Origin of the sequence: Actinomadura hibisca NBRC 15177 (genome assembly GCF_001552635.1) — a bacterium.
Lineage (GTDB): Bacteria > Actinomycetota > Actinomycetes > Streptosporangiales > Streptosporangiaceae > Spirillospora > Spirillospora hibisca.
On sequence record NZ_BCRO01000054.1, the window covers coordinates 84695 to 105283 of the forward strand.

Below are 20589 nucleotides of genomic sequence, written 5' to 3' on the forward strand. Positions count from 1 at the left end.
ATCAGTGTGTGCCGACGTCCCCGCGATGTCAACCGCCCGGCCGGTGCCCGCGCCGGTACGGTGAGCGCGCCACCGGAGGGAGGACCCATGCGGCAGACCGCGCCGCGCACATCCGTCGAACCCGTCGCCGAGCCCGCCGTCGGCCCGCTGGAGCGCGGGCTCCAGGTCGTCCGGGCCCTGTGCGACGGCCCGCAGCGCCCGGCCGACCTGGTGCGCGGCACCGGGCTGGTGCGCTCGACCGTGGACCGGGTCGTCAGCACGCTCGCGCAGATGGGCTACGTGCGCTGGCAGGGCCGCGAGGTCGCCCCCGCGCCCCGGCTGATGGAGCTGGGCAACGCCTACCTGACGGCGGGCGGCCTCCCGGCGGCGCTCGCCGCGCCCGCGCTGGAGCTGTCGGAGGCGCTGGACGAGTCGGTCTCGCTCGCCGTCGCCGACCGGGACGGCGTGCGGTTCGTCCTCCAGTCGCCGCGCCGCCGCGCCATGTCGGTGTCGTTCCGCGTCGGCGACCTGCTGCCCGCCGAGCTGTGCGCGCCCGGCGCGATCTTCGCCGCCGATTGGGACACCACCGCCTGGCACGCCTGGGAGCGGCGGGTGGCGGGCGCGCACGACGACGTCCCGCGCTTCTCGGTCCCCGCCGAGGGCCGCGCGGACGCCGCCGCGCGCCTGCGCCGCCGCACCGCCGACTTCGAGCGCACCGGCTGGGCCGAGGACGACCAGCTCATAGAGCCCGGCCTCATCGCGATCGCCGTGCCCGCCCGCACGCCGGACGGCGCGGTCGCGTGCGCGGTCAGCGTGGTCAGCCACACCAGCCGCCACACCGTCGCCTCGCTGCGCGAGCACGCGTTGCCGGAGCTGCGCGCGTCGGTGCGCCGTATGGAGGCCGCGCTCGCCGCGCCGCCCGCCGCTCCCCCGGCCCGCCGCACCGGCGTGGACCGCAGCCGCGAGGCCAAGGAGGAGCTGGGCCCGGACTTCCTCCAGTCGTTGCAGCGCGGGCTGGCGGTCATGGTCGCGCTCGACGTCCCCGGCGGCGCGACCATCGCCGAGGCCGCCGCCGCGACCGGCCTGCCCCGCGCGACGGCGCGGCGCGCGCTGGCCTCGCTGTGCGCGCTCGGGTACGCGGCCGAGTCCGGCGGCCGGTTCGCGCTGCTGCCGCGCGTCCTGGACCTCGGGTACGCGGGGCTGAGCGGGCTGACGCTGGAGGAGATCGCCGCGCCGCACCTGCGCCGCCTGGTGGAGGAGGTGGGCGACTCGGCGTCGTTGTCGGTGCTGGAGGGCGCCGACGTCCGCTACGTCGCGCGCGCCCCCGCCGGGCGGATCATGAGCGTGGCGATCAGCGTCGGGACGCGCTTCCCCGCCTACGCCACCTCCATGGGCCGGGTCCTGCTGGCCGGGCTCGACGAAGCCACCGCCCGCGACCTGCTCGAACGCTCCGACCGCCGCGCTCTCACCGCCCGCACCCGCACCGGCGTCGCCGACCTGGCGCGGGAGGTGGCGCGGGTGCGCGCGGACGGCCACGCCCTGGTGGACCAGGAGCTGGAGGAGGGCCTGCGGTCGCTGGCGGTGCCGGTCCGCGACCGCGCGGGCCGGGTCGTCGCGGCCGCCAACCTCGCCGCCCACGCGGGCCCCGAACCGCCCGAACGCACGCGGGAACGGCTGCTGCCCGCTCTAGCGGCCGCCGCGCGGGCGATCGAGACCGACCTGGCGGTGGTCACCGAACACCGCCCGCGCTGAGCGGCCCTCAGTCCTCCGGCGGCCCGCTAGCCGGGCGTCACCTCTCGGGCCGGTCGAAGGCCTGGTCAGGGGCCTGCTCGGGGGTCTGGTCGGGCGCGCCGGTCCAGTCCAGGCAGACGATCACGGCGTCGTCGGCGAGGCGGGCGTCCAGGGTGTGGGCGAGCAGCTCGTGCATCAGCGTGCGCACGACCTCCGGCGGGCTCTGCAACCGTGTCCGGCTCAGCACGCGCGGCAGCGTGAAGGTGCCGTAGACCTGCCCGTCGGCCGCCAGCGAGTTGTGCGCGCCGTCGCTGACGACGATCAGCCGGTCCCCCGCGCGCACGGTGAACTCCTGCTCCTCGTACTCGGTGTCGTTGAACATCCCGAGCGGGAGTTGCGGGTCCAGCTCGATCGGGGTCACCGCGCCGTCGCGCAGCCGGTAGAGCTGGGGCGAGCCCGCGTCGATCGCCGCCACCCGGCCGGTGCGCAGGTCGAAGCGCAGCAGCAGGGTGCCGACGTGCCGGTCGCCGCGGTGCTGGGTGTAGATCGCCTCGTTGGCGAGGGCGGCCTGCTCGGGCAGGTCGGCGTCGGAGCGGCGGGCGTTGCGCAGCGCGCCGATGGTGAGCTGGGTGAGCAGGGCCGCGTCGATGCCCTGGCCCATGCCGTTGGTGACCGACACGATCAGGTGGTCGGGGGACGCCGCCCAGTCGAAGTTGTCGCCCCACACCGCGTAGGCGGGCTCCAGCTGCCCGGCCAGCCAGAAGTGGTCGGTCCGGCAGGAGCGGCCGGGCAGCAGCTCCCACTGGATCTCGGCGGCCAGCGTGAGGCGGACCCGCCGCCGCGCGCGCCGGAACACGTCGGTGCGGGTGTCGGCGACCGCCAGCGCCCGCGCCACGATCGTCGCGGCGGCCGCCAGCTCCTCGGCCGTGGCGGCGTCCGGCGGCCCGTCGCAGATGGCGGTCAGCACGCCGAGCCGGTCGCCGTAGACCGTCAGCGGCAGGTGCAGCCGGTGTTCCCCGCCCTCCTGCTCGGGGACCGGCCGCTGCGCGGCGAACGCCCGTCCGGCGAGGCTCGACTCGATGCGCAGCGGCCGGGCGGCGGCGCAGACCGGCACCAGGTAGTCGATCTGGTAGTCCGCCAGCCACAGCTCGACGTCGCGCGCGCCGAAGGCGGAGGTGAGGGCCTGGCGGGCGGCGTCGGCGACCTGGTGCGGGCCGGTCCGCCACAACGCCCGCTCGATGCTGGGGAGCCGGTCACTGGTCATCGTGTCGCCTTCGGTTCGGGGCCGCCGTGGACGAGCCGTGGCGAACGGTGATGCCGGGGGTGGTCGCCCGCCGACAAGGAGGGAGAGGTGTGTAACAGTGGGGTCATGGCCGCATCACGAGGAACCCGCCCGCCGTCGGAGGACGTGGAGGAGCTGGCGGCCGCGCTCGACGGGCCCGTGGGGACGCTGACGGCGGTCTGGGCCACGCGCCACCTGCACGCTCCCGTGCCGGTGACGCAGCTGCGCGTGCTGTTCGTCGTGGAGCGCCACGGCCGGGTCAACGTTACCGGCATAGCGGAGGAACTGGACGCGCTGTTGTCGTCGGCCAGCAGGCTCTGCGGCCGGCTGGAGGCGACCGGGATGCTGGAGCGCGCCCCCGCCCCCGACCGGCGCGCGATCATGTGGCGGCTCACCCCGCAGGGCGCCGGGCTGCTGGCGCGGCTGCGGCAGGAGCGGTTGCGCGACCTGGCCGAGGTGCTGGAGACCATGTCCGCCACCGACCGCGCCGCGCTGCTGACGGTGCTGCGCCGCTTCGACGAGGCGGCGGCCGGGCGCGAGGACGGCCGCACGACGCCGTTCTCGATGCCCGCCTGACGACAACACGCACCCGTCAGGCCACCGTCCGTATATATTTGCCGCGTGGCAAGCAGGTGGGGAGTCTGCGGTCCTCCCTTGGAACGCGGATACGATGCCGCACCCCATGGCGGACGGCCCCGCGCGTCCACCACGGGACGGCCCTTCCTGCGCCACGATGCCGGTCACGGCGCGGGCGCCGTGCCGTCGGGCGTGCGCCCCGCCGGACGGCACGGCGCCTCTTCCGCCGCCTCGCCCGCGGCACGGCCCGCGGTACGGGCCGCCGGGGCGGCCGGCTCCGGAACGGGCGCGCCCCGCTGTGCCGGGACGGGCGGCAGGTGGGCCAGGAGCAGGCACGTGTCGTCCTCGCGGGCGCTGTCGGTCAGCATGTCCCCCAGCACCCGGTCGGCGGCCTGCTGGAGGTCGTCGCCCGCCGCCGAGAACACGCGCGCCAGCCTCCGCAGGCCCGCCCGCAGGCTGGAGTCGCGGCGCTCGATCAGGCCGTCGGTGAACAGCAGCAGCGTGTCGCCCGGTTCCAGCCTCGTGCTCCGCACGCGGTGCTCGATCCCGTCGGCGGGCGCGCCCAGCAGCGGGTCGGTGCCGTCGAGGGTCCGCACGCGGCCGTCGGCGGCGCGCAGCAGCGGCGGCGGGTGCCCGGCGTTGGCCCAGCGGAGCCGTCCCTGGGGCGTGACCTGCATGACCAGGGCGGTGGCCAGCGCGTCGGGTTCCAGGTGGACCAGCAGCCGGTGCATCCGGTCCAGGACGTCGCCGGGCGTGGCCGCCTCCAGCGCGTAGGCGCGCAGCGCGGTGCGCAGGCGGCCCATGAGGGTGGCGGCGCGCAGGCCGTGCCCGGCGACGTCGCCGATGGCGGCGAAGGTGTGGGCGTCGGGGCGCTCGAACGCGTCGTACCAGTCGCCGCCGACGTTCAGCCCGGTCTCGGCGGGCAGGTAGCGGGCGGCGTACTCCAGGCGTCCGCCGGTGGGCAGCTCGGTGTGCATCGCCTTCTGGAGGCGCTGGGCGACGTCGTGCTCGTACCGGTAGCGCATCGCGTTGTCCAGGGCGACGGCGCAGAGCCGGGTCAGCTCGATGTAGGCGGCCACGTCGTCGGCGGTCAGCGGCACGTCGCTCGGGGTGTAGGTCACCACGCCGAGCACGCGTTCTCGCGAGGCCAGCGGCACCGCCAGCATCTCGTCGGGAGCGGCGACGGACGTCAGCGCCGCGACCTCCAGCGGCGGACGGGGCCCGGCGTGGTGCGGCTGCCCCGTCTGGAACGCCCGCTGCGCCAGCGGCGGGGGCGTCAGGGGGCGCAGCGGCGCGGGCACGACGGTCAGGGGCGGCGCGTAGGCGGTCAGCACCCGCCCTTCCCCGGCCAACCAGAAGCCCGGCTCGACCAGGCGTTGGGCGCGGACGAGGGCGTGCAGGCGACCGAGAATCCGCTCCTGGTCCAGCGACGCCGACAGGACGGTCCCGGCGTGCGCCAGGAACGACAGCCGCGACCGGGCGCTCTCGGCGGCGGCGCGGTCCCGGCGCGCGGTCTCCAGCAGGCCGTCGCGCGTCCGGTCGGCCTCGCGCAGCCGGTCGTACTGGTCGGCCAGCAGGTCGAGCAGGGCGGCGGCGTCGGCGGGCGGCGCGCCGGGCAGGTCGGGGCCGGGGGCGGGGACGGCCATCACCGGGTCGCCGGGCGCGGCGCCCGGCTCGTCGAGGAAGGCGCGCAGGCGGCGGGCCCGGCCGTCGCCGGTCAGGACCAGGCGCGGCGTCGCCGCCGGGCGCCGCTCCAGCGCCAGGCGCAGCGCGAGCGCCAGCGGGACCTGGTCGGCGGGGTCGACGCCGTGCCGCCGCGCGGTGGTGAGGGCGGCGAGCGCCGCGTCGGCGGGGTTCACGGCGCGGACGTCCGTTGCCGCGGTGCATCAATCCGTCCGGGCAGGGCAGAGAGGCGAGAAACGCGACCATCGATGACCGAGGGTGAGGACAGCCGATGACCCAGTCCACCCAACAGGCCGAACAGCGGTTCGACCCGCGCACGCTGGAGGAGGCGGGCCGCGCCTTCGTCAGCACCTGGTGCCGTTCGCAGCAGGAGGTGGCCGGGCACGTGCCGCCCTCCCAGCTGCACGCCCTGGAGACGATCAGCGCCCGGCCCGACATCAGCGTGCGCGACCTGGCCGCCGAGCTGCACGCCATCCCGTCCTCGGCCAGCCGGCTGTGCGACCGCCTGGTGGCGGCGGGCCTGCTGGAGCGGCTGCCCAACGACGCCGACCGGCGGCTGGTGGCGCTGCGGCTCACCGTCGCGGGCGAGGAACTGATGCGCGACGTCGCCCGGCAGCGCCGCCGGGACCTGGCGGCGGTGCTGGACCGGCTGTCGGCCGAGCAGCGCGCCCGGCTCGTCGACGGCCTGACCGCCTTCGCCGACCACGTCGGCCAAGCCCGCCACTGACCTCACCTGCCACCCGCCGCCGGCACGGCGGCCGGCGCGACCGCCCGCGCCGAATAGTTGTCGAGCGACAATCTTGTCATGCGGCAATAGTAGGGCCGCGTTCCCGCGCCGCGCCATCCGGGGGCCGCGCGCCCGGCACGGAACCACCGCACTATGCCAGCCGTCCGGGAATGCGGCCGGGCCGGGGCGGGTTGCCGCCGGTACGGTCCCGTCCCCTCGTAGATTGGCTCCCATGTCCGATCTGTTCTCGGTTCCCGTCACCGTCCGCGGCTACGAACTCGACACCCAGGGCCACCTGAACCAGGCCGTCTACCTCCAGTACGCCGAGCACGCCCGCTGGGAGTGCCTGAAGGCGGCCGGGATCGCCACCGACGACCTGCTCGGGACCGGGATCGGCCCGGTGACGCTGGAGACGACCGTAAAGTACCGGCGCGAGCTGCGCGGCGGCGACGAGGTCGAGGTGACGTGCCGCTTCGTGTTCGGCGAGGGCAAGACCTTCACGATCGAGCAGCGGGTGCGCAGGGCCGACGGGACGGTGGCGGCGGAGGTGTCCAGCGTGTGCGGGCTGCTGCACCTGACCGAGCGACGCCTGATCGCCGACCCCGGCGGGCACCTGCGCGCGCTGGCGTCCGACCCCGCCGCGCTCGGCGCCTGATCGTGCGCACGGCCGACGGCGGGCCCCGTATGAACGTAGGCTGAAGGCCATGTCCGACGGACGCCAACCCTGCCACTGCGTGCTCGACCACGACTACGGCGACCGCGACCGTCTGGACAACTTCCTGCTCCGCACGATCGTGCACATCACCCAGTACGGCTGGAGCGTGGTGCTGGTCCAGCCGGAGGAGGACGTGCCGGGCTGGGCCTACACCCTCGGCCTGTGGCACAGCCACCGCGCCCCCGAACTCGCGATGTTCGGGGGCGACGTGTACGAGATGGAGGAGAGCCTCAACGCGCTCGGCCGCCAGGCCGCCGCGGGCACTCCCCCGGCCGACGGCGAGCGCCGCGCCGACGCCGCCCGGGGCGAGCCCGCCGCCTTCCGCCTGGTGGACACGCGCTGGTACGAGCCGATGTTCCCGGGCGCGGTGGAGTTCTACCGGCGGCCCCCGCTGCCGATGCTCCAGGTGGTGTGGCCCGACGACCAGGGCCTGTTCCTGTGGCAGCCGGGCACCGCGCTCCCCTACCGCCGCTCCCAGCCCTGGTTGTGGCTCAGCCCGACGCAGCACCCGCGCGGGATCTGGACGCGCCGCCTGTAAGGCGTAGGGTCTACCGGGTGTTCGGACCCATCGCGGAGCCCCTGCGGACCTCCCGCCTCCTGCTGGAGCCGCTGGCCGTCCACCATGCCGAGGAGATGGCCGGGGTCCTGGACGACGCCCGCCTGCACGAGTACATCGGCGGCGAACCCCTGACGCCCGAGGAGCTGCGCGCCCGCTACGAGCACCTGGTGGCGGGCCCCGCGCCGTTCCACCAGGAGTACTGGCTGAACTGGACGGTCTTCCGCCGCCGCGACGGCAGGGCGGTGGGCTACGTGCAGGCGACGGTGACCCCGGCGGCGGAGGGCCTGCGCGCGTCGGTGGCGTGGGTGGTCGGGATGAACCACCAGGGCTTCGGCTTCGCGACGGAGGCGGCGGCGGCGATGCTGGCGTGGTTGCGGGCGCACGGGATCACCGACGTCCGGGCGTCGATCCACCCGGACAACCTCGCGTCGGCGGCCGTGGCGCGCAAGCTGGGCCTGCATCCGACCACCGAGCGGGACGAGGACGAGACCGTCTGGCGACATGTCCCGCAGACCGGGGCATAACATCCTGATCTCGCGCTGCGGCATACGGGCCGTGAACGGGTAGGCGACAATCGACAAGGTCGCACACCCCCTGTAGCCGAGGAGTCGAGGAGTGGGAACGATGCCGGAGGTCTGGCCCGGCGAGCCGTATCCGCTGGGCGCCACCTGGGACGGCACGGGCACCAACTTCGCGCTGTTCTCCGAGGTGGCGCACCGCGTCGAGTTGTGCCTGTTCGAGCCCGGCGGGCGCGAGACCCGCGTCGACCTCCAGGAGGTCGACGGGTTCGTCTGGCACGGCTACCTTCCCGGGATCGGTCCCGGCCAGCGGTACGGGTACCGCGTCCACGGACCGTTCCGGCCGGCGGACGGGCACCGCTGCAACCCCGCCAAGCTCCTCCTGGACCCCTACGGCAAGGCCGTCGAGGGCGAGGTCCGCTGGCACGAGTCGTTGTTCTCCTACCGGTTCGCCGACCCCGACGCGCTCAACGCCGACGACAGCGCCCCCTACATGCCGAAGAACGTCGTCATCAACCCCTTCTTCAACTGGGGCGACGACCGCTCGCCGCGCACCCCCTACCACCGGACCGTCATCTACGAGACGCACGTCAAGGGCCTCACCCGGCTGCATCCCGGCGTCCCCGAGGAGCAGCGCGGCACCTACGCCGGGCTCGCGCACCCGGTGATGATCGAGCACTTCCAGAACCTCGGCGTCACCGCCGTCGAGCTGATGCCGGTCCACCAGTCGGTGCCCGAGCACGCCATGGTCGCGCGCGGCCTCACCAACTACTGGGGCTACAACACCATCGGCTTCCTGGCCCCGCACAACGCCTACAGCGCCTCCGGGCAGCGCGGCGAGCAGGTGCTGGAGTTCAAGGCCATGGTGCGGGCCCTGCACGCGGCGGGCATCGAGGTGATCCTCGACGTCGTCTACAACCACACCGCCGAGGGCGACCACCTGGGCCCCACCCTGTCGTTCCGGGGCATCGACAACGCCGCCTACTACCGGCTGCGCGACGACGACAGGCGCTACCACCTCGACTACACCGGCTGCGGCAACTCGCTGAACGTCCGCAGCCCGCACGCGCTCCAGCTCATCATGGACTCGCTGCGGTACTGGATCCTCGAAATGCACGTGGACGGGTTCCGCTTCGACCTCGCCTCGGCGCTGGCCCGCGAGCTGCACGACGTCGACCGGCTCGCCGCCTTCTTCGACCTGGTCCAGCAGGACCCGGTCGTGTCGCAGGTCAAGCTGATCGCCGAGCCGTGGGACGTCGGCGAGGGCGGCTACCAGGTCGGCAACTTCCCGCCGCAGTGGACCGAGTGGAACGGCAAGTACCGCGACACCGTCCGCGACTTCTGGCGCGGCTCGTACGCGACGATGCCCGAGTTCGCCTCCCGCCTCACCGGCTCCTCCGACCTGTACGAGCACAGCTCGCGCCGCCCGTTCGCCTCCATCAACTTCGTGACCTGCCACGACGGCTTCACCCTCACCGACCTGGTCTCCTACGACCGCAAGCACAACGACGCCAACGGCGAGGCCGGCCGCGACGGCACCGACGACAACCGCTCGTGGAACTGCGGGCACGAGGGCCCCACCGACGACCCGGTGATCCTGGCCCGCCGGGCGCGGCAGCGCCGCAACTTCCTGGCCACGCTGTTCCTGTCGCAGGGCGTCCCGATGCTCTCCCACGGCGACGAGCTGTGCCGCACCCAGGGCGGCAACAACAACGCCTACTGCCAGGACAACGAGGTCGCCTGGGTGCACTGGGACGACGCCGAGGACGACCTGGAGTTCGTGCGCGTGTTGTCGCGGCTGCGCCAGGAGCACCCCGTCTTCCGCCGCCGCCGGTTCTTCAAGGGCGTGAGCCCCGGCGCCGAGCCGCTCGCCGACCTGGTGTGGCTCACCCCGGCCGGGGGCCCGATGACCGACCACGACTGGACCGCCGGGTACGCCAAGTCGCTGGGCGTCTTCCTCAACGGCGAGGCGATCACCGAGCCCGACCCGCGCGGCCGCCCGGTCCGCGACGACTCGTTCCTGCTGCTGATCAACGCGGGCGCGGAGCCGATGGCGTTCACGCTGCCGGGCGGCGAGTACGGCGACCGCTGGGAGTACGCGCTCGACACCGACACCGCCCGCACGCGCGACACCGCGCGGGGCCTCAAACCGGGCGACCGGGTCGAGCTGATCGACCGCTCCCTCGTACTACTGCGCCGCCTCCCCTGACGCTCACTGCCCGCCCGCGCGCAGCGCCGTCAAGAACACCAGCACGAACGTGACCAGCGCGACCACGCCGTGCACCAGCACCGCCGGGCCCGGCAGCGCCTGTCCGGTGCCGCGCGCGTGCCGCCCGCCGCCGCCCACCAGCCAGCGGGTGAACAGCAGCAGCCCCTGGAAGATCACCAGGACCAGCGTGCCGAACGCCGCCCACGCGAACCCGGCCGCCCCCGTCACCAGGTAGGCGACCCACAACGCGAGGCCCGCCACCGCCGACAGCGGATGCCCGACCAGCACCGCCGCCGGGTACCGCGTCACCTTGGCGGGCTGGGCGCGCAGCCCGCCGCCCGCCAGCCATTGCAGCAGCAGGCGGGCTCCCGCCGCAGCGGTCACCAACCACACCACCAGCGCGGCGAACCTCACATTCGCTCCTTTCGGCGCGGTCGGCCTCCCAGGGCCCAAGTGTCCCCCGGACCGCCCCGTACCACCCCGGATTCGCGCACTCGGCGGAGGAAAACCCTTAACCTGCGATCCATGGAGCGATTCCCCGACGACCCAGCGGCCCTGCGCGACGCCTACGCCTACCCCGGCGACGGCGTGTGGTTGCGCGCCAACATGGTGGCCAGCGCCGACGGGGCCGCCGTCCACGAGGGCCGCGCGGGCGGGCTCGGCAACCCCAACGACCAGCGGGTGCTGCAACTGCTGCGCGGCCTGGCCGACGTCGTGATCGCCGGGGCGGGCACCGTGCGCGCCGAGGGGTACGGCCCGGTCCGGCCCGGCCCCGACTGGCACGAGTGGCGCGGCGACCGGCCGCTCGCCCCGCCGCTCGCGATCGTGTCGGGCGCGCTCAACCTGGATCTCGACGCGCCGGTGTTCACCGAGGCGGCCACGCCCACCATCGTGCTGACCACCGAGGCCGCCGGTGAGGCGCGCATCGCGGCGGCCCGCAAGCGCGCCGACGTCGTGGTGGCGGGCGGCGACCGGCTGGACTGGGCCGCCGCGCTCGGGGCGCTGGCCGAACGCGGGCTGCGCCGGATGTTGTGCGAGGGCGGCCCGCGCGTGCTGGACCAGCTCGTGACGGCCGGGCTGCTGGACGAGTTGTGCCTGACGGTCAGCCCGATGCTGGTGGGCGGCGACGCGTTCCGCATCCTGAACGGCCCGCCCGCCGCCGACCCGCTGCGGCTGCGCCTCACCCGCCTGCTGCGCGACGAGGACGACTTCCTGTTCCTGCGCTACGCCAACCGCAACGAGTAGCGCAGGAACAGCACGCCGTCGTCGTGGTAGACGGCGGTGGGCTCCACCGGCACCTCGGCGGGCAACTCCCGCAGCAGCCGCGTGTGGCGGGCACTGCCGTGCAGGGTGGGCGCGATGTTCAGGCACACCTCGTCGACCAGCCCGTCGCGGACCAGCGCGGTGGTCAGCACCGGCCCGCCCTCGCACAGCAGCCGCCGGTGCCCCATCTCCTCGCGCAGGACGCGCAGGGCCTCGGACAGGTCCACCTCGTCGTCGCCCGCCGCGACCACCGGCACCGTCCTCGGCACCAGCGAGTGGTGGTTCGCCGCGCGCGAGGTGACCACGACCGTCGGCGTCTCGGCCACCGTGAACAGCGGCAACGTCCAGTCCAGGTCGAGCGAGCGGCTCACCACCACGATCGGGGCGGGCGGGCCGCCGCGCCGGTCGCGCAGCTCGGGCCGCAGCCGGGCGGGGCCGAGCCGCCCGGTGCGGACGGTGGCCGCGCCGACCAGGATCGCGTCCGACAGGGCGCGCAGCGTGCGGAACACCCGCATGTCGGCCGCGCCGCCGAGGCCGTCGGTCCAGCCGTCGGCGTCGGTGACGGTGCCGTCGGCGCTCATCACCATGCCGACGCGCAGCGCGGGCGCGTCGCCGTAGGCGTCCCACGGATCGACGTCGGTGGCGGGCTCGGGCAACAAACGGCGCATGACCTGCAACCTTAGCGAAAGTGATCAGGCCCCGGCCGCCCGCGTTGTCGGAGGCTCCCGTCAAGATGGGGGCATGGACCTGCCGATCAGCCTGCCGTTCGCGCCCATGCTGGCCAAGGCCGTCAAGACCATGCCGCAGGGCGAGGTGCTGTACGAGCCCAAGTGGGACGGGTTCCGCTGCGTCGTCTTCCGCGACGGCGACGAGGTGGAGCTGTCCAGCCGCGGCGAGAAGCCGCTGACCCGCTACTTCCCCGAGCTGGTGGAGGCGGTGCGAAGGGAGCTGCCGGAGCGGTGCGTGCTGGACGGGGAGATCGTGCTGCGCAAGGGGCCGCGCCTGGACTTCGACGGCCTCCAGCAGCGCATCCACCCGGCCGCGTCCCGGATCAAGCTGCTGTCGAAGCAGACGCCCGCGTCGTTCGTGGCCTTCGACCTGCTGGCGCTCGGCGACGCGTCGCTGCTGGACCTGCCGCTGGCGCAACGGCGGCAGCGGCTGGTCGACACCCTCGCCGGGGTGAAGCCGCCGATCCACCTGACCCCGGCCTCCGACTCCTACGACACCGCGCTGCGCTGGTTCGACGAGTTCGAGGGCGCCGGGCTGGACGGTGTGATCGCCAAGCCGCTCGACCGGCCCTACGAGCAGGACAAGCGCGTGCAGTGGAAGGTCAAGCACGAGCGCACCGCCGACTGCGTGGTGGCGGGGTTCCGCTGGCACAAGTCCGGGCCGGTCGTGGGGTCGCTGCTGCTCGGCCTGTACGACGACGCGGGCAGGCTCCAGCACGTGGGCGTGTCGGCGTCGTTCACGATGAAGCGCCGCGCCGAGCTGGTGGACGAGCTGGCGCCCTACCGGATGGACGGCTTCGCCGACCACCCGTGGGCGGGCTGGGCCGAGCAGACCGAGGACACCGCCGACCGGATGCCGGGCGCGCTGTCGCGGTGGAGCGGCAAGCGGAACCTGGAGTGGGTGCCGCTGCGGCCCGAGCTGGTGGTCGAGGTCGCCTACGACGGGATGGAGGGCGACCGTATCCGCCACACCGCCCGCTTCCGCCGCTGGCGGCCCGACCGCACGCCCGAGTCGTGCGACTACGAGCAGCTGGAGGTGCCGGTGGCCTACGACCTGGACGACATCCTGGGCACAACCGACTCCTGAGGCCACCGCGCCCGCCCGCCGCCAGGGCGATGGCGACGGGCGGGAGGCGGTACTACGGACGCCGGATTTCGTTGTCGATGGTCTCCTGAAGGAGGTCGCGGTCGGAGCGGGCGGCCTGGCGGGCGCTGTAGGGGCGCAGGTAGGTCTGCTCCAGGCCGGGCTCGCGGTCCTCCACCACGAAGGTCGCCTTGGTGGTGGCCTCCGCGCCGGGGGTGCGCACGGTCGGCACGGTCTTGAAGTCGGCGGTCATCGCCCGCTTGTCGATCCGGGTGATCACGTAGCCGCGCTGGTTGTTGTAGAACTTCAGATGCGGGTTGATCTTCAGGAACGGCTGGGTCGCCGGGTCGGAGTCGCCGCCGTCGCCGCCGCTGGTGATGGACGAGCAGACGAGCTCGGCCCCCACCGCCGGCGAGTCGGGGTCGTCGTAGTTCTCCTTGATCTCGCTGGCCCAGTGCGCGTGCACGTCGCCGGTCAGCACGACGGGGTTGCGCACGCCCGCGTCCACCCAGCCCTTGGTGATGCGGTCGCGGGAGGCGGTGTAGCCGTCCCAGCCGTCCATGCTGGTGACCTTGAGCGGCCCGGCGTTGTTGTCGCGCTGGGCGAAGAACACCTGCTGGCCGAGGATGTCCCAGCGGGCGGTGGAGCGGCGGAAGCCGTCCAGCAGCCACTGCTCCTGGCGGTCGCCGGTGATGGAGCGTGCGGGGTCGGAGGCGGCGGCGCAGTTCTTGTAGCCGTCGCCGCACGCCTGGTCGTCGCGGAACTGGCGGGTGTCGAGCATGTGGAAGTTGGCGAGCTTGCCCCACTGGACGCGCCGGTAGAGCTGCATGTCCGGGCCGTTCGGGATCGAGCCGCGGCGCAGCGGCATGTTCTCGTAGTACGCCTGGAACGCGGCGGCGCGGCGCTTGCGGAACTCGGCCGGGTCGGGGGTGTCGGAGCTGGCCTCGGGCACGTCGCCCGCCCAGTTGTTCTCGACCTCGTGGTCGTCGAACACGATCAGCCAGGGCGCGACGGCGTGCGCGGCCTGGAGGTCGGGGTCGGCCTTGTACTGGGCGTGCCGCTGCCGGTAGTTGGCGAGCGTGACGGTCTCGGGGCCCTCGTGGTCGCGGACGTTGCCGCCGGGGACGGTGTAGACGCCCTTCCGGTACTCGTACTGGTAGTCGCCGAGGTGCAGCACCAGGTCGGGGTGCTCCTCCGCCAGTCGCCCGTACGCTGTGAACAGGCCGTGCTCGTACTGCGAGCACGAGACGAACGCCATCGCCAGCGCGGGCCCGAACGAGTCGCGGCGCGGCGCGGTGCGGGTGAGGCCGACCGGCGAGAGGTGGCCGCCGACGCGGAACCGGTACCAGTAGTCGCGGCCGGGACGCAGGCCGCCCAGCTCCACGTGCACGCTGTGCGCGGTCTCGGCGCGCGCGACGGCCGTGCCCTTGCGGTCGACGCGGCGGAAACGCTCGTCGGAGGAGACCTCCCACTCCACCGGGATGTCGGTCGCGGGCATCGCGCCGAGGCCGTCCTCGGCGAGGGGGTTGAGGGCGAGGCGCGTCCAGAGCACGAACCCGCCGGGGTCGGGGTCGCCGGAGGCGACGCCGAGGGTGAAGGGGTCGGTCGGCAGGGAGGCGCCGCCACGGCGCAGCGGCGCGGCCTGCGCAGATCCAGCGGGCACCGCGACAGCCGCAGCTCCGGCGGCCAGGCCGGTGGTGACCAGGAACGTCCGGCGGTCGAGCGGGCGGGGGGCAGCGGCCATCGGGGAGACCTTTCGGCGTGTCCGGCAGTGGTCGCCGGTCAGCCTCATCGCCTCTGGTGGCCGCCGTGTGCCGTACGGGTGTCCATGGTCCCAACAATGAAGATCATCGAGGCGGCGGCGCGCGGCCGTGTCGCAGAAGTCCGAGCCTGGAACGGGAAAAGAAGGGGAATCGCCCCTGGAGAAAGCACGAAGTGGGTGCTAAGCTCGTGACTTACGCGTTTTGCGCGCACAGAGCCCACCCTATGTCTAGGAGAGTACAAGACACATGGGAGTTCGTCAAGTCAAGCCGGTGCCGGCCCCGGACGCCACGGACGGTGCCGCCGCCGTCCCGAACGACGCCCGCGAAGCCGCGCTGCGCACCGAACAGGAGCGCGTCACGCGGATCTACGCGCGGCTGGACGCCGAGCGCGCGGCGGCCGAGACCGCGCTGCGCTCCGGTCCGGCCAAGGGCGGGGGCGGCGGGTTCCAGGCCACGTTCGAGCGCGAGGTGAACACCGACGAGGCGGCCCGCAGGCTGGCGCACCTGTCGGGCGTCGAGCGGGCGTTGTGCTTCGGCCGCATCGACCACCGGGGCGGCGACACCTTCTACGTCGGCCGCATCGGGCTGCGCGACGAGCACCGCGAGCCGCTGCTCATCGACTGGCGGGCCACGGCCGCGCGCCCGTTCTACACCGCCACGCCCAGCTCCCCCGGCACCCTGGCGCGCCGCCGCCACCTGCACCTGCGCGACCGCGCGGTGGCGCGGATCGACGACGAGGTGTTCGACCTGGAGGGCCTGTCGGCCGACGACCGGTCCACCATCGTCGGCGAGGCCGCGCTGCTGGCCACGCTGCGGCGCGGCCGCACCGGCCGGATGGGCGACGTGGTCGCGACCATCCAGGAGGAGCAGGACCAGGTCATCCGCTCGGCGCTGCAGGGCGTGCTGGTGGTGCAGGGCGGGCCGGGCACCGGCAAGACCGTCGCGGCGCTGCACCGCGCGGCGTTCCTGCTGTACACCCACCGCGAGGTGCTGGAGCGGCGCGGCGTGCTGGTGGTCGGACCGAACGCGACGTTCATGCGCTACATCGAGCAGGTGCTGCCGGGCCTCGGCGAGACCGACGTGGCGCTGGCGACGGTGGGCGAGCTGTTCCCGGGCGTGCGCGCGACCGCCGTCGAGACGCCGGAGGCCGCGGTGGTCAAGGGCGGCCTGCGGATGGCGGGCCTGGTGGAGTCGGCGGTGCTGGACCGCCAGCGCGTGCCCGACGGCGATCTGGAGGTCGAGGCCGACGGGCTGACGCTGCGCGTGGAGCACGCCGCGTGCGCGAAGATCCGCGACCGGGCGCGGGCGCTGCGCGCGCCGCACAACCTCCAGCGCCGCGTGTTCGTGCACGAGCTGCTGGAGGCCCTGGCCACCGACCGCGCCGAGCAGTACGAGCGGATCTCCGACGAGCCGCTGGAGCAGATGGCGCGCGAGGGCGGCATCCCGTCCTGGTTGCGCGAGCTGATGGAGGAGTCGGCCGGCGATCCGCTGATGGACGAGACCGACCTGCGGCTGGCCAAGCAGGAGTTGTGGCAGGACCCGCGCGTGCGCGCCGAGATCGACGCGCTGTGGCCGGAGCTGACGCCGCAACAACTGCTGGCGGAGCTGTTCGACGACCCCGACACGCTGCGCCGCGTCGGCTCGCTGTTCACGCCCGAGGAACTGGGCCTGCTGTACCGCCCGGCGGGGTCGCCGTGGACGGTGTCGGACGTGCCGCTGCTGGACGAGGCCGCCGAGCTGCTGGGCGCGCCGGAGAACTCCGCCGAGCGGGCCCACCGGCGGGCCGTCGAGCGGGAGCGGGCGGCCGAGGAGCTGTACGCGCGCGAGGTCATCGAGACGTCCGGGATCGAGCAGGTCGGCCTCTCCGAGATCGACCGCGTGAACGCCCGCGAGCTGGCCGAACGGCACGTGGAGGACGCGCTGGACCTGGCCGAGCGCCAGCACGACGACGGCCTGCGGCTCACCACCGCGCAGCGCGCCGCGTCCGACCGCGAGTGGGCGTACGGGCACGTCATCGTGGACGAGGCACAGGAGTTGTCGGAGATGGCCTGGCGGGCGGTGATGCGCCGGGTGCCGACGCGTTCCCTCACCGTGGTGGGCGACATCGCGCAGACGGGCAGCGCGGCGGGCGCGCGGTCGTGGGGCCAGATGCTCGACCGGTACGTGCCGGGCCGCTGGCGGGAGCAGCGACTCATGGTCAACTACCGGACGCCCGCCGCCATCATGAAGGTCGCGGCCGACGTGCTGGCGGTGGTCGCGCCGGACCAGACGCCGCCGGAGCCGGTGCGCGACGACGGCCCGCCGCCGCTGGCGGTGCGCGTCGCGCCGGACGACCTGGCGACGCGGCTGCCGGAGCTGGTGGCGGCCGAGTCCGCCGAGATCGGGGACGGGTCCGGCGCGGGCCGGGTCGCGGTGATCGCGTCCGGCGCCCGGCACGGCGCGGTGCTCGCGGCGCTGCCGGGCACGGAGGCGGGGGCCACCCCCGAGGCGCTGGACGCGCCCGTCGTGGTGCTGACCGCCGAGGAGGCGAAGGGCCTGGAGTTCGACGCGGTGCTGGTCGTGGACCCGGCGGGGATCGTGACGGAGTCGCCGCGCGGCGGCCAGGACCTGTACGTGGCCGTGACAAGAGCGACGCGGCGGCTGACGGTCATCCACGACAACGACCTGCCGGACCTACTGTCAACACTGCGCTAACCCACAGGGGACCACCCCACCAACGGGGTGGTCCCCCTACCTCAGCTATAGGGCAGCAGATCCTTGTTGATCGCTTCCCAGCGGCCGCTCAACTCCTTGAGGACCTCGGGATGGCGGCGGGCCAGGTTGGCCTGCTCTCGCGGGTCGGCCCTGAGGTCGAACAGCCCGTCGCCGTCGCCGTTGCGCAGGTACTTCCAGCGCCCCTGGCGGAGCGCGCGCTCCTGCTTGGTGCGCCAGAACAGGTCGTGCTGCGGGGCCCGCGCGCCCTTGAGCAGGTAGGGGGCGAGGCTGACGCCGTCGAGGGGCTGCGCGGGCCGGACGCCGACGATCTCCAGGATGGTGGCGGTCCAGTCCTGGGTGATGACCGGGACGTCGCTGACCTGGCGGGGCCGGATGCGCGCGGGCCAGCGCAGGATGTTGGGGACGCGGATGCCGCCCTCGTTCAGGCTCGCCTTCGCGCCGGTGAGCGGCCACTGGTAGGACCAGCGCTCGCCACCGTTGTCGCTGGAGAACAGCACGAGGGTGTCGTTCTCCTGGCCGGTCTCCTTGAGCGCGCGCAGCACCCGGCCGATCGCGGCGTCCATGGCCTCGACCATGCGGCGGTAGGTGTCCAGCGAGCCGCCGTCGTCGTGCCAGAGCGCGCGGCCGTCGCCGGCCTTGACCCGCGCGGTGATCTCCGCGCTGACCTTGCGGTCGCCCGGGGCCTCCCACGGCCAGTGCGGCGCGGTGAAGTTGAGGTTCAGCAACCAGGGCCGGTCGCGGTCGCGGCGGACGTACTCGGCGGCGCGGTCGGCGATGGTGTCGGTGTAGTAGCCGAGGTCCTCGGTGCGGACCTCGCCCTCGTAGAGGTCGACGCCCCCGTCGGTGATCTTGGAGTAGTAGTCCACCGCGCCCGACAGGTTGCCGAAGAAGGTGTCCCAGCCGGACTTGACGGGGCTGAACCACGGCAGGAAGCCGCAGTGCCACTTGCCGAACATCGCGGTGTCGTACCCGGCGGCCTTGAGCTGCGAGCCGAGCGTCGGGTGGTCGGCGGGGATGCCGAACAGCCGGTCGGGACGGGCGATGGGCTCCTCCAGGCCGCCGCGCAGCCGCCCGGGGTAGCGGCCGGTGTAGAGGCCGAACCGGGTCGGGGAGCACACGGCCGCCGCCGAGTAGGCGTCGGTGAACCGCACGCCCTGCCGGGCGAGCCGGTCCAGGTGCGGGGTGCGGATGTGGGGCGACCCGTAGCAGCCGAGGTCGGCCCAGCCCAGGTCGTCACCCAGGATGACCAGCACGTTGGGCCGCCGCACACCCTTGCCCCGGACGTCGGCGCGGAACCGGCGCTCGATCGTGGCGGCCTCGGCCGTCCCGCCGCCGCCCAGCACGGCCCCGGCCGCCGCGACCGCGCCGACCGCCGCCACCGCGCCCCGGCGGCTCACCTCTGTCTCGGCCACAAAAACCTACTTTCCCGACCAATCACCTAATCTAAACCGGAATAGTAGGAAATAAGAAGGATCTTCCGCAACCCCCGCCTTCCCCCGAGCCAGCAAACAAGCGTACGCTTGGTCCCCGTACGGACGGCGGGCGAAGGGATGACCGAGGTGCGCGACTACTCCAACCTGATCGGCGGCGAGCTCCGCCCGGCGGCGGGCGGCGGCACGCTCGACTCGATCGACCCGTCCACCGGCCGGGTGTGGGCGCGCGTCCCGCGCAGCACCGCCGAGGACGCCGAAGCCGCCGTGGCCGCCGCACGGGCGGCGTTCCCGAAGTGGTCGAACCTGCCGGCCGCCGCGCGCGCCCACTACCTGCGGAAAGTCGCAGGGGTGTTCGCCAAGCACGCCCAGGAGCTGGCCGAGCTGGAGACGCGCGACAACGGCCGCACGATCAACGAGACGGCCAAGCGCGACCTGCCGGGCATGACGTACCTGTGGAACAACGCCGCCGCCGAGTGCGCGTCGGCCGTCGAGGGCCGGAGCGTGGACTTCGGGGCGACGAGCCTGGGCGTGACGCGGCGCGAACCGTACGGCGTGACCCTCGGGATCATCCCGTGGAACTCCCCGATCTCGACGCTGTCGGCAAAGGCGGCGTTCGCGCTGGCGGCGGGCAACACCGTGATCATCAAACCCGCCGAACAGGCGACGGTCTCCTCGCTGCGGGTGGCCGAACTGCTGAAGGACGTGTTGCCGCCGGGCGCGCTGAACGTGGTGTCGGGCCTGGGCGAAGAAGTGGGCGACCCGCTGGTGCGGCACCGCGGCGTCAACAAGATCAGCCTGACCGGCTCGGTCGACACCGCCAGGATCATCACCCGAGCCTCGGCCGACTCGCTGAAGCCGCTGGCCCTGGAGTTGGGCGGCAAGTCACCGAACATCGTGTTCGCCGACGCGGACCTGGACAAGGCGGCCGTGGGCGTGACAACCCAAGCGATCTTCACCGCCAACGCGGGCCAGATCTGCTACGGCGGCTCCCGCGTACTGATCCAGCGCCCCGTCTACGACGAGATGCTGCACCGGATGAAGGAGATCGCAGCGGGGATCAAACTGGGCGACCCGTCCTCCCCGGAGACGACGATGGGCCCGATCGTGTCCCGCGCGCAGTACGAGCGGGTGACGTCCTACCTGGAGATCGGGGCGAAGGAGGGCGCCGAGCTGGTGTTCGGAGGCCGCTTCGGCGCAGAGGTAGTAGCGGACCCGACCTTGACGGAGGGCTACTGGGTGGAGCCGACGCTGTTCGCGACGACGGACAACTCGCTGCGGATCTGCCAGGAGGAGATCTTCGGCCCGGTCGCGGTGGTGCTGCCGTTCGACACGGAAGAAGAGGCCGTGACCCTGGCGAACGACTCGGTGTACGGCCTGGCGGCGGGGGTGTGGACGCGGGACCTGGGTACGGCGCAGCGGATGTTCCGGAACCTGGAGACGGGAACGGTGTGGGTGAACACTTTCCGGAAGGTGATGTTCCCGCTGGAGGGCGTGAAGGACAGCGGCTACGGCCACGATTCGGTACTGGCGTACACACGAGAAAAGGCGGGCCTGTTCGAGTTCTAAGGCCCAACAACCCCAGCCCTACGCCCGAACATGCCCACCAACCCCCCGGCCACCGGGG

General features: G+C 73.7%; 17 protein-coding genes. 11 read left to right on the top strand and 6 right to left on the bottom strand.

Annotation, left to right across the window (positions count from 1 at the left end; translation table 11 throughout):
• Positions 1 to 87: 87 nt before the first annotated feature.
• Entirely contained in the window at positions 88 to 1731 is a 1644-nt protein-coding gene (locus AH6_RS46075; protein WP_067484419.1) for an IclR family transcriptional regulator domain-containing protein, read from the top strand.
• A gap of 37 nt (positions 1732 to 1768) precedes the next feature.
• Here the strand turns inward: AH6_RS46075 and AH6_RS25585 are convergent, their stop codons facing one another.
• The gene (locus AH6_RS25585; protein ID WP_067484421.1) at positions 1769 to 2974 is read right to left on the bottom strand and encodes a PP2C family protein-serine/threonine phosphatase; all 1206 of its coding nucleotides are present in this window, start codon (positions 2972 to 2974) and stop codon (positions 1769 to 1771) included.
• A gap of 105 nt (positions 2975 to 3079) precedes the next feature.
• Between AH6_RS25585 and AH6_RS25590 the strand changes: the two genes are divergently transcribed.
• Entirely contained in the window at positions 3080 to 3568 is a 489-nt protein-coding gene (locus AH6_RS25590) for a MarR family winged helix-turn-helix transcriptional regulator (RefSeq protein ID WP_067484425.1), read from the top strand.
• Positions 3569 to 3732: 164 nt separating this feature from the next.
• Here the strand turns inward: AH6_RS25590 and AH6_RS25595 are convergent, their stop codons facing one another.
• A complete protein-coding gene (locus AH6_RS25595; protein WP_067484429.1) occupies positions 3733 to 5427 on the bottom strand; it encodes a PP2C family protein-serine/threonine phosphatase in 1695 nt (564 codons plus the stop codon).
• Positions 5428 to 5522: 95 nt separating this feature from the next.
• Here AH6_RS25595 and AH6_RS25600 point away from each other — a divergent pair, with 95 nt between their 5' ends.
• The 5 genes from AH6_RS25600 to glgX all read left to right on the top strand — a co-directional run bounded on the left by AH6_RS25600 (position 5523) and on the right by glgX (position 9979).
• Complete coding sequence (locus tag AH6_RS25600; RefSeq protein ID WP_067484433.1) at positions 5523 to 5978, top strand: MarR family winged helix-turn-helix transcriptional regulator; 456 nt, start codon at positions 5523 to 5525, stop codon at positions 5976 to 5978.
• 232 nt (positions 5979 to 6210) lie between these two features.
• Positions 6211 to 6633 carry an acyl-CoA thioesterase gene (locus AH6_RS25605; protein ID WP_067484436.1) on the top strand — a complete coding sequence of 141 codons (423 nt, stop codon included), beginning with the start codon at positions 6211 to 6213 and terminating at the stop codon, positions 6631 to 6633.
• Positions 6634 to 6682: 49 nt separating this feature from the next.
• Positions 6683 to 7231, top strand: coding sequence for a DUF4262 domain-containing protein (locus tag AH6_RS25610; RefSeq protein WP_067484439.1), 549 nt, complete (start codon positions 6683 to 6685; stop codon positions 7229 to 7231).
• 17 nt (positions 7232 to 7248) lie between these two features.
• Complete coding sequence (locus tag AH6_RS25615; protein ID WP_067484441.1) at positions 7249 to 7776, top strand: GNAT family N-acetyltransferase; 528 nt, start codon at positions 7249 to 7251, stop codon at positions 7774 to 7776.
• A gap of 100 nt (positions 7777 to 7876) precedes the next feature.
• Positions 7877 to 9979, top strand: coding sequence for a glycogen debranching protein GlgX (glgX, locus tag AH6_RS25620; protein ID WP_067484446.1), 2103 nt, complete (start codon positions 7877 to 7879; stop codon positions 9977 to 9979).
• A 3-nt stretch (positions 9980 to 9982) separates the two neighbouring features.
• On the opposite strand, the gene AH6_RS25625 is transcribed toward glgX, so the two are convergent.
• Positions 9983 to 10393 carry a hypothetical protein gene (locus AH6_RS25625; protein ID WP_067484448.1) on the bottom strand — a complete coding sequence of 137 codons (411 nt, stop codon included), beginning with the start codon at positions 10391 to 10393 and terminating at the stop codon, positions 9983 to 9985.
• Positions 10394 to 10504: 111 nt separating this feature from the next.
• Here AH6_RS25625 and AH6_RS25630 point away from each other — a divergent pair, with 111 nt between their 5' ends.
• Positions 10505 to 11224 (top strand): pyrimidine reductase family protein, encoded by a 720-nt coding sequence (locus tag AH6_RS25630; RefSeq protein ID WP_067484451.1) that lies wholly within the window; start codon positions 10505 to 10507, stop codon positions 11222 to 11224.
• Here the strand turns inward: AH6_RS25630 and AH6_RS25635 are convergent.
• A complete protein-coding gene (locus AH6_RS25635) occupies positions 11203 to 11910 on the bottom strand; it encodes a dihydrofolate reductase family protein (RefSeq protein ID WP_067484455.1) in 708 nt (235 codons plus the stop codon). The genes AH6_RS25630 and AH6_RS25635 overlap by 22 nt on opposite strands.
• Positions 11911 to 11983: 73 nt before the next feature.
• On the opposite strand from AH6_RS25635, the gene AH6_RS25640 reads away from it, so the two are divergent.
• A complete protein-coding gene (locus AH6_RS25640; protein ID WP_067484457.1) occupies positions 11984 to 13057 on the top strand; it encodes an ATP-dependent DNA ligase in 1074 nt (357 codons plus the stop codon).
• 52 nt (positions 13058 to 13109) lie between these two features.
• Here the strand turns inward: AH6_RS25640 and AH6_RS25645 are convergent, their stop codons facing one another.
• A complete protein-coding gene (locus AH6_RS25645; RefSeq protein WP_067484459.1) occupies positions 13110 to 14798 on the bottom strand; it encodes an alkaline phosphatase D family protein in 1689 nt (562 codons plus the stop codon).
• A gap of 265 nt (positions 14799 to 15063) precedes the next feature.
• On the opposite strand from AH6_RS25645, the gene AH6_RS25650 reads away from it, so the two are divergent.
• On the top strand, positions 15064 to 17511 hold the full coding sequence (locus tag AH6_RS25650; RefSeq protein ID WP_083983449.1) for a HelD family protein: 2448 nt from the start codon (positions 15064 to 15066) through the stop codon (positions 17509 to 17511).
• A gap of 41 nt (positions 17512 to 17552) precedes the next feature.
• Here AH6_RS25650 and AH6_RS25655 read toward each other — a convergent pair whose 3' ends face one another.
• Positions 17553 to 18944 (bottom strand): sulfatase family protein, encoded by a 1392-nt coding sequence (locus AH6_RS25655; RefSeq protein ID WP_067484463.1) that lies wholly within the window; start codon positions 18942 to 18944, stop codon positions 17553 to 17555.
• A 138-nt stretch (positions 18945 to 19082) separates the two neighbouring features.
• Between AH6_RS25655 and AH6_RS25660 the strand changes: the two genes are divergently transcribed.
• A complete protein-coding gene (locus tag AH6_RS25660; RefSeq protein ID WP_067484465.1) occupies positions 19083 to 20531 on the top strand; it encodes an aldehyde dehydrogenase family protein in 1449 nt (482 codons plus the stop codon).
• Positions 20532 to 20589 lie beyond the last annotated feature (58 nt).

Excerpts from the sequence above, each read along its gene's own strand:
- AH6_RS46075 (WP_067484419.1), top strand. The coding sequence starts at position 88 with ATGCGGCAGACCGCGCCGCGCACATCCGTCGAACCCGTCGCCGAGCCC.
- AH6_RS25585 (WP_067484421.1), bottom strand. The coding sequence starts at position 2,974 with ATGACCAGTGACCGGCTCCCCAGCATCGAGCGGGCGTTGTGGCGGACC.
- AH6_RS25590 (WP_067484425.1), top strand. The coding sequence starts at position 3,080 with ATGGCCGCATCACGAGGAACCCGCCCGCCGTCGGAGGACGTGGAGGAG.
- AH6_RS25600 (WP_067484433.1), top strand. The coding sequence starts at position 5,523 with ATGACCCAGTCCACCCAACAGGCCGAACAGCGGTTCGACCCGCGCACG.
- AH6_RS25605 (WP_067484436.1), top strand. The coding sequence starts at position 6,211 with ATGTCCGATCTGTTCTCGGTTCCCGTCACCGTCCGCGGCTACGAACTC.
- AH6_RS25610 (WP_067484439.1), top strand. The coding sequence starts at position 6,683 with ATGTCCGACGGACGCCAACCCTGCCACTGCGTGCTCGACCACGACTAC.
- glgX (WP_067484446.1), top strand. The coding sequence starts at position 7,877 with ATGCCGGAGGTCTGGCCCGGCGAGCCGTATCCGCTGGGCGCCACCTGG.
- AH6_RS25630 (WP_067484451.1), top strand. The coding sequence starts at position 10,505 with ATGGAGCGATTCCCCGACGACCCAGCGGCCCTGCGCGACGCCTACGCC.
- AH6_RS25635 (WP_067484455.1), bottom strand. The coding sequence starts at position 11,910 with ATGCGCCGTTTGTTGCCCGAGCCCGCCACCGACGTCGATCCGTGGGAC.
- AH6_RS25640 (WP_067484457.1), top strand. The coding sequence starts at position 11,984 with ATGGACCTGCCGATCAGCCTGCCGTTCGCGCCCATGCTGGCCAAGGCC.
- AH6_RS25645 (WP_067484459.1), bottom strand. The coding sequence starts at position 14,798 with ATGGCCGCTGCCCCCCGCCCGCTCGACCGCCGGACGTTCCTGGTCACC.
- AH6_RS25650 (WP_083983449.1), top strand. The coding sequence starts at position 15,064 with ATGGGAGTTCGTCAAGTCAAGCCGGTGCCGGCCCCGGACGCCACGGAC.
- AH6_RS25660 (WP_067484465.1), top strand. The coding sequence starts at position 19,083 with ATGACCGAGGTGCGCGACTACTCCAACCTGATCGGCGGCGAGCTCCGC.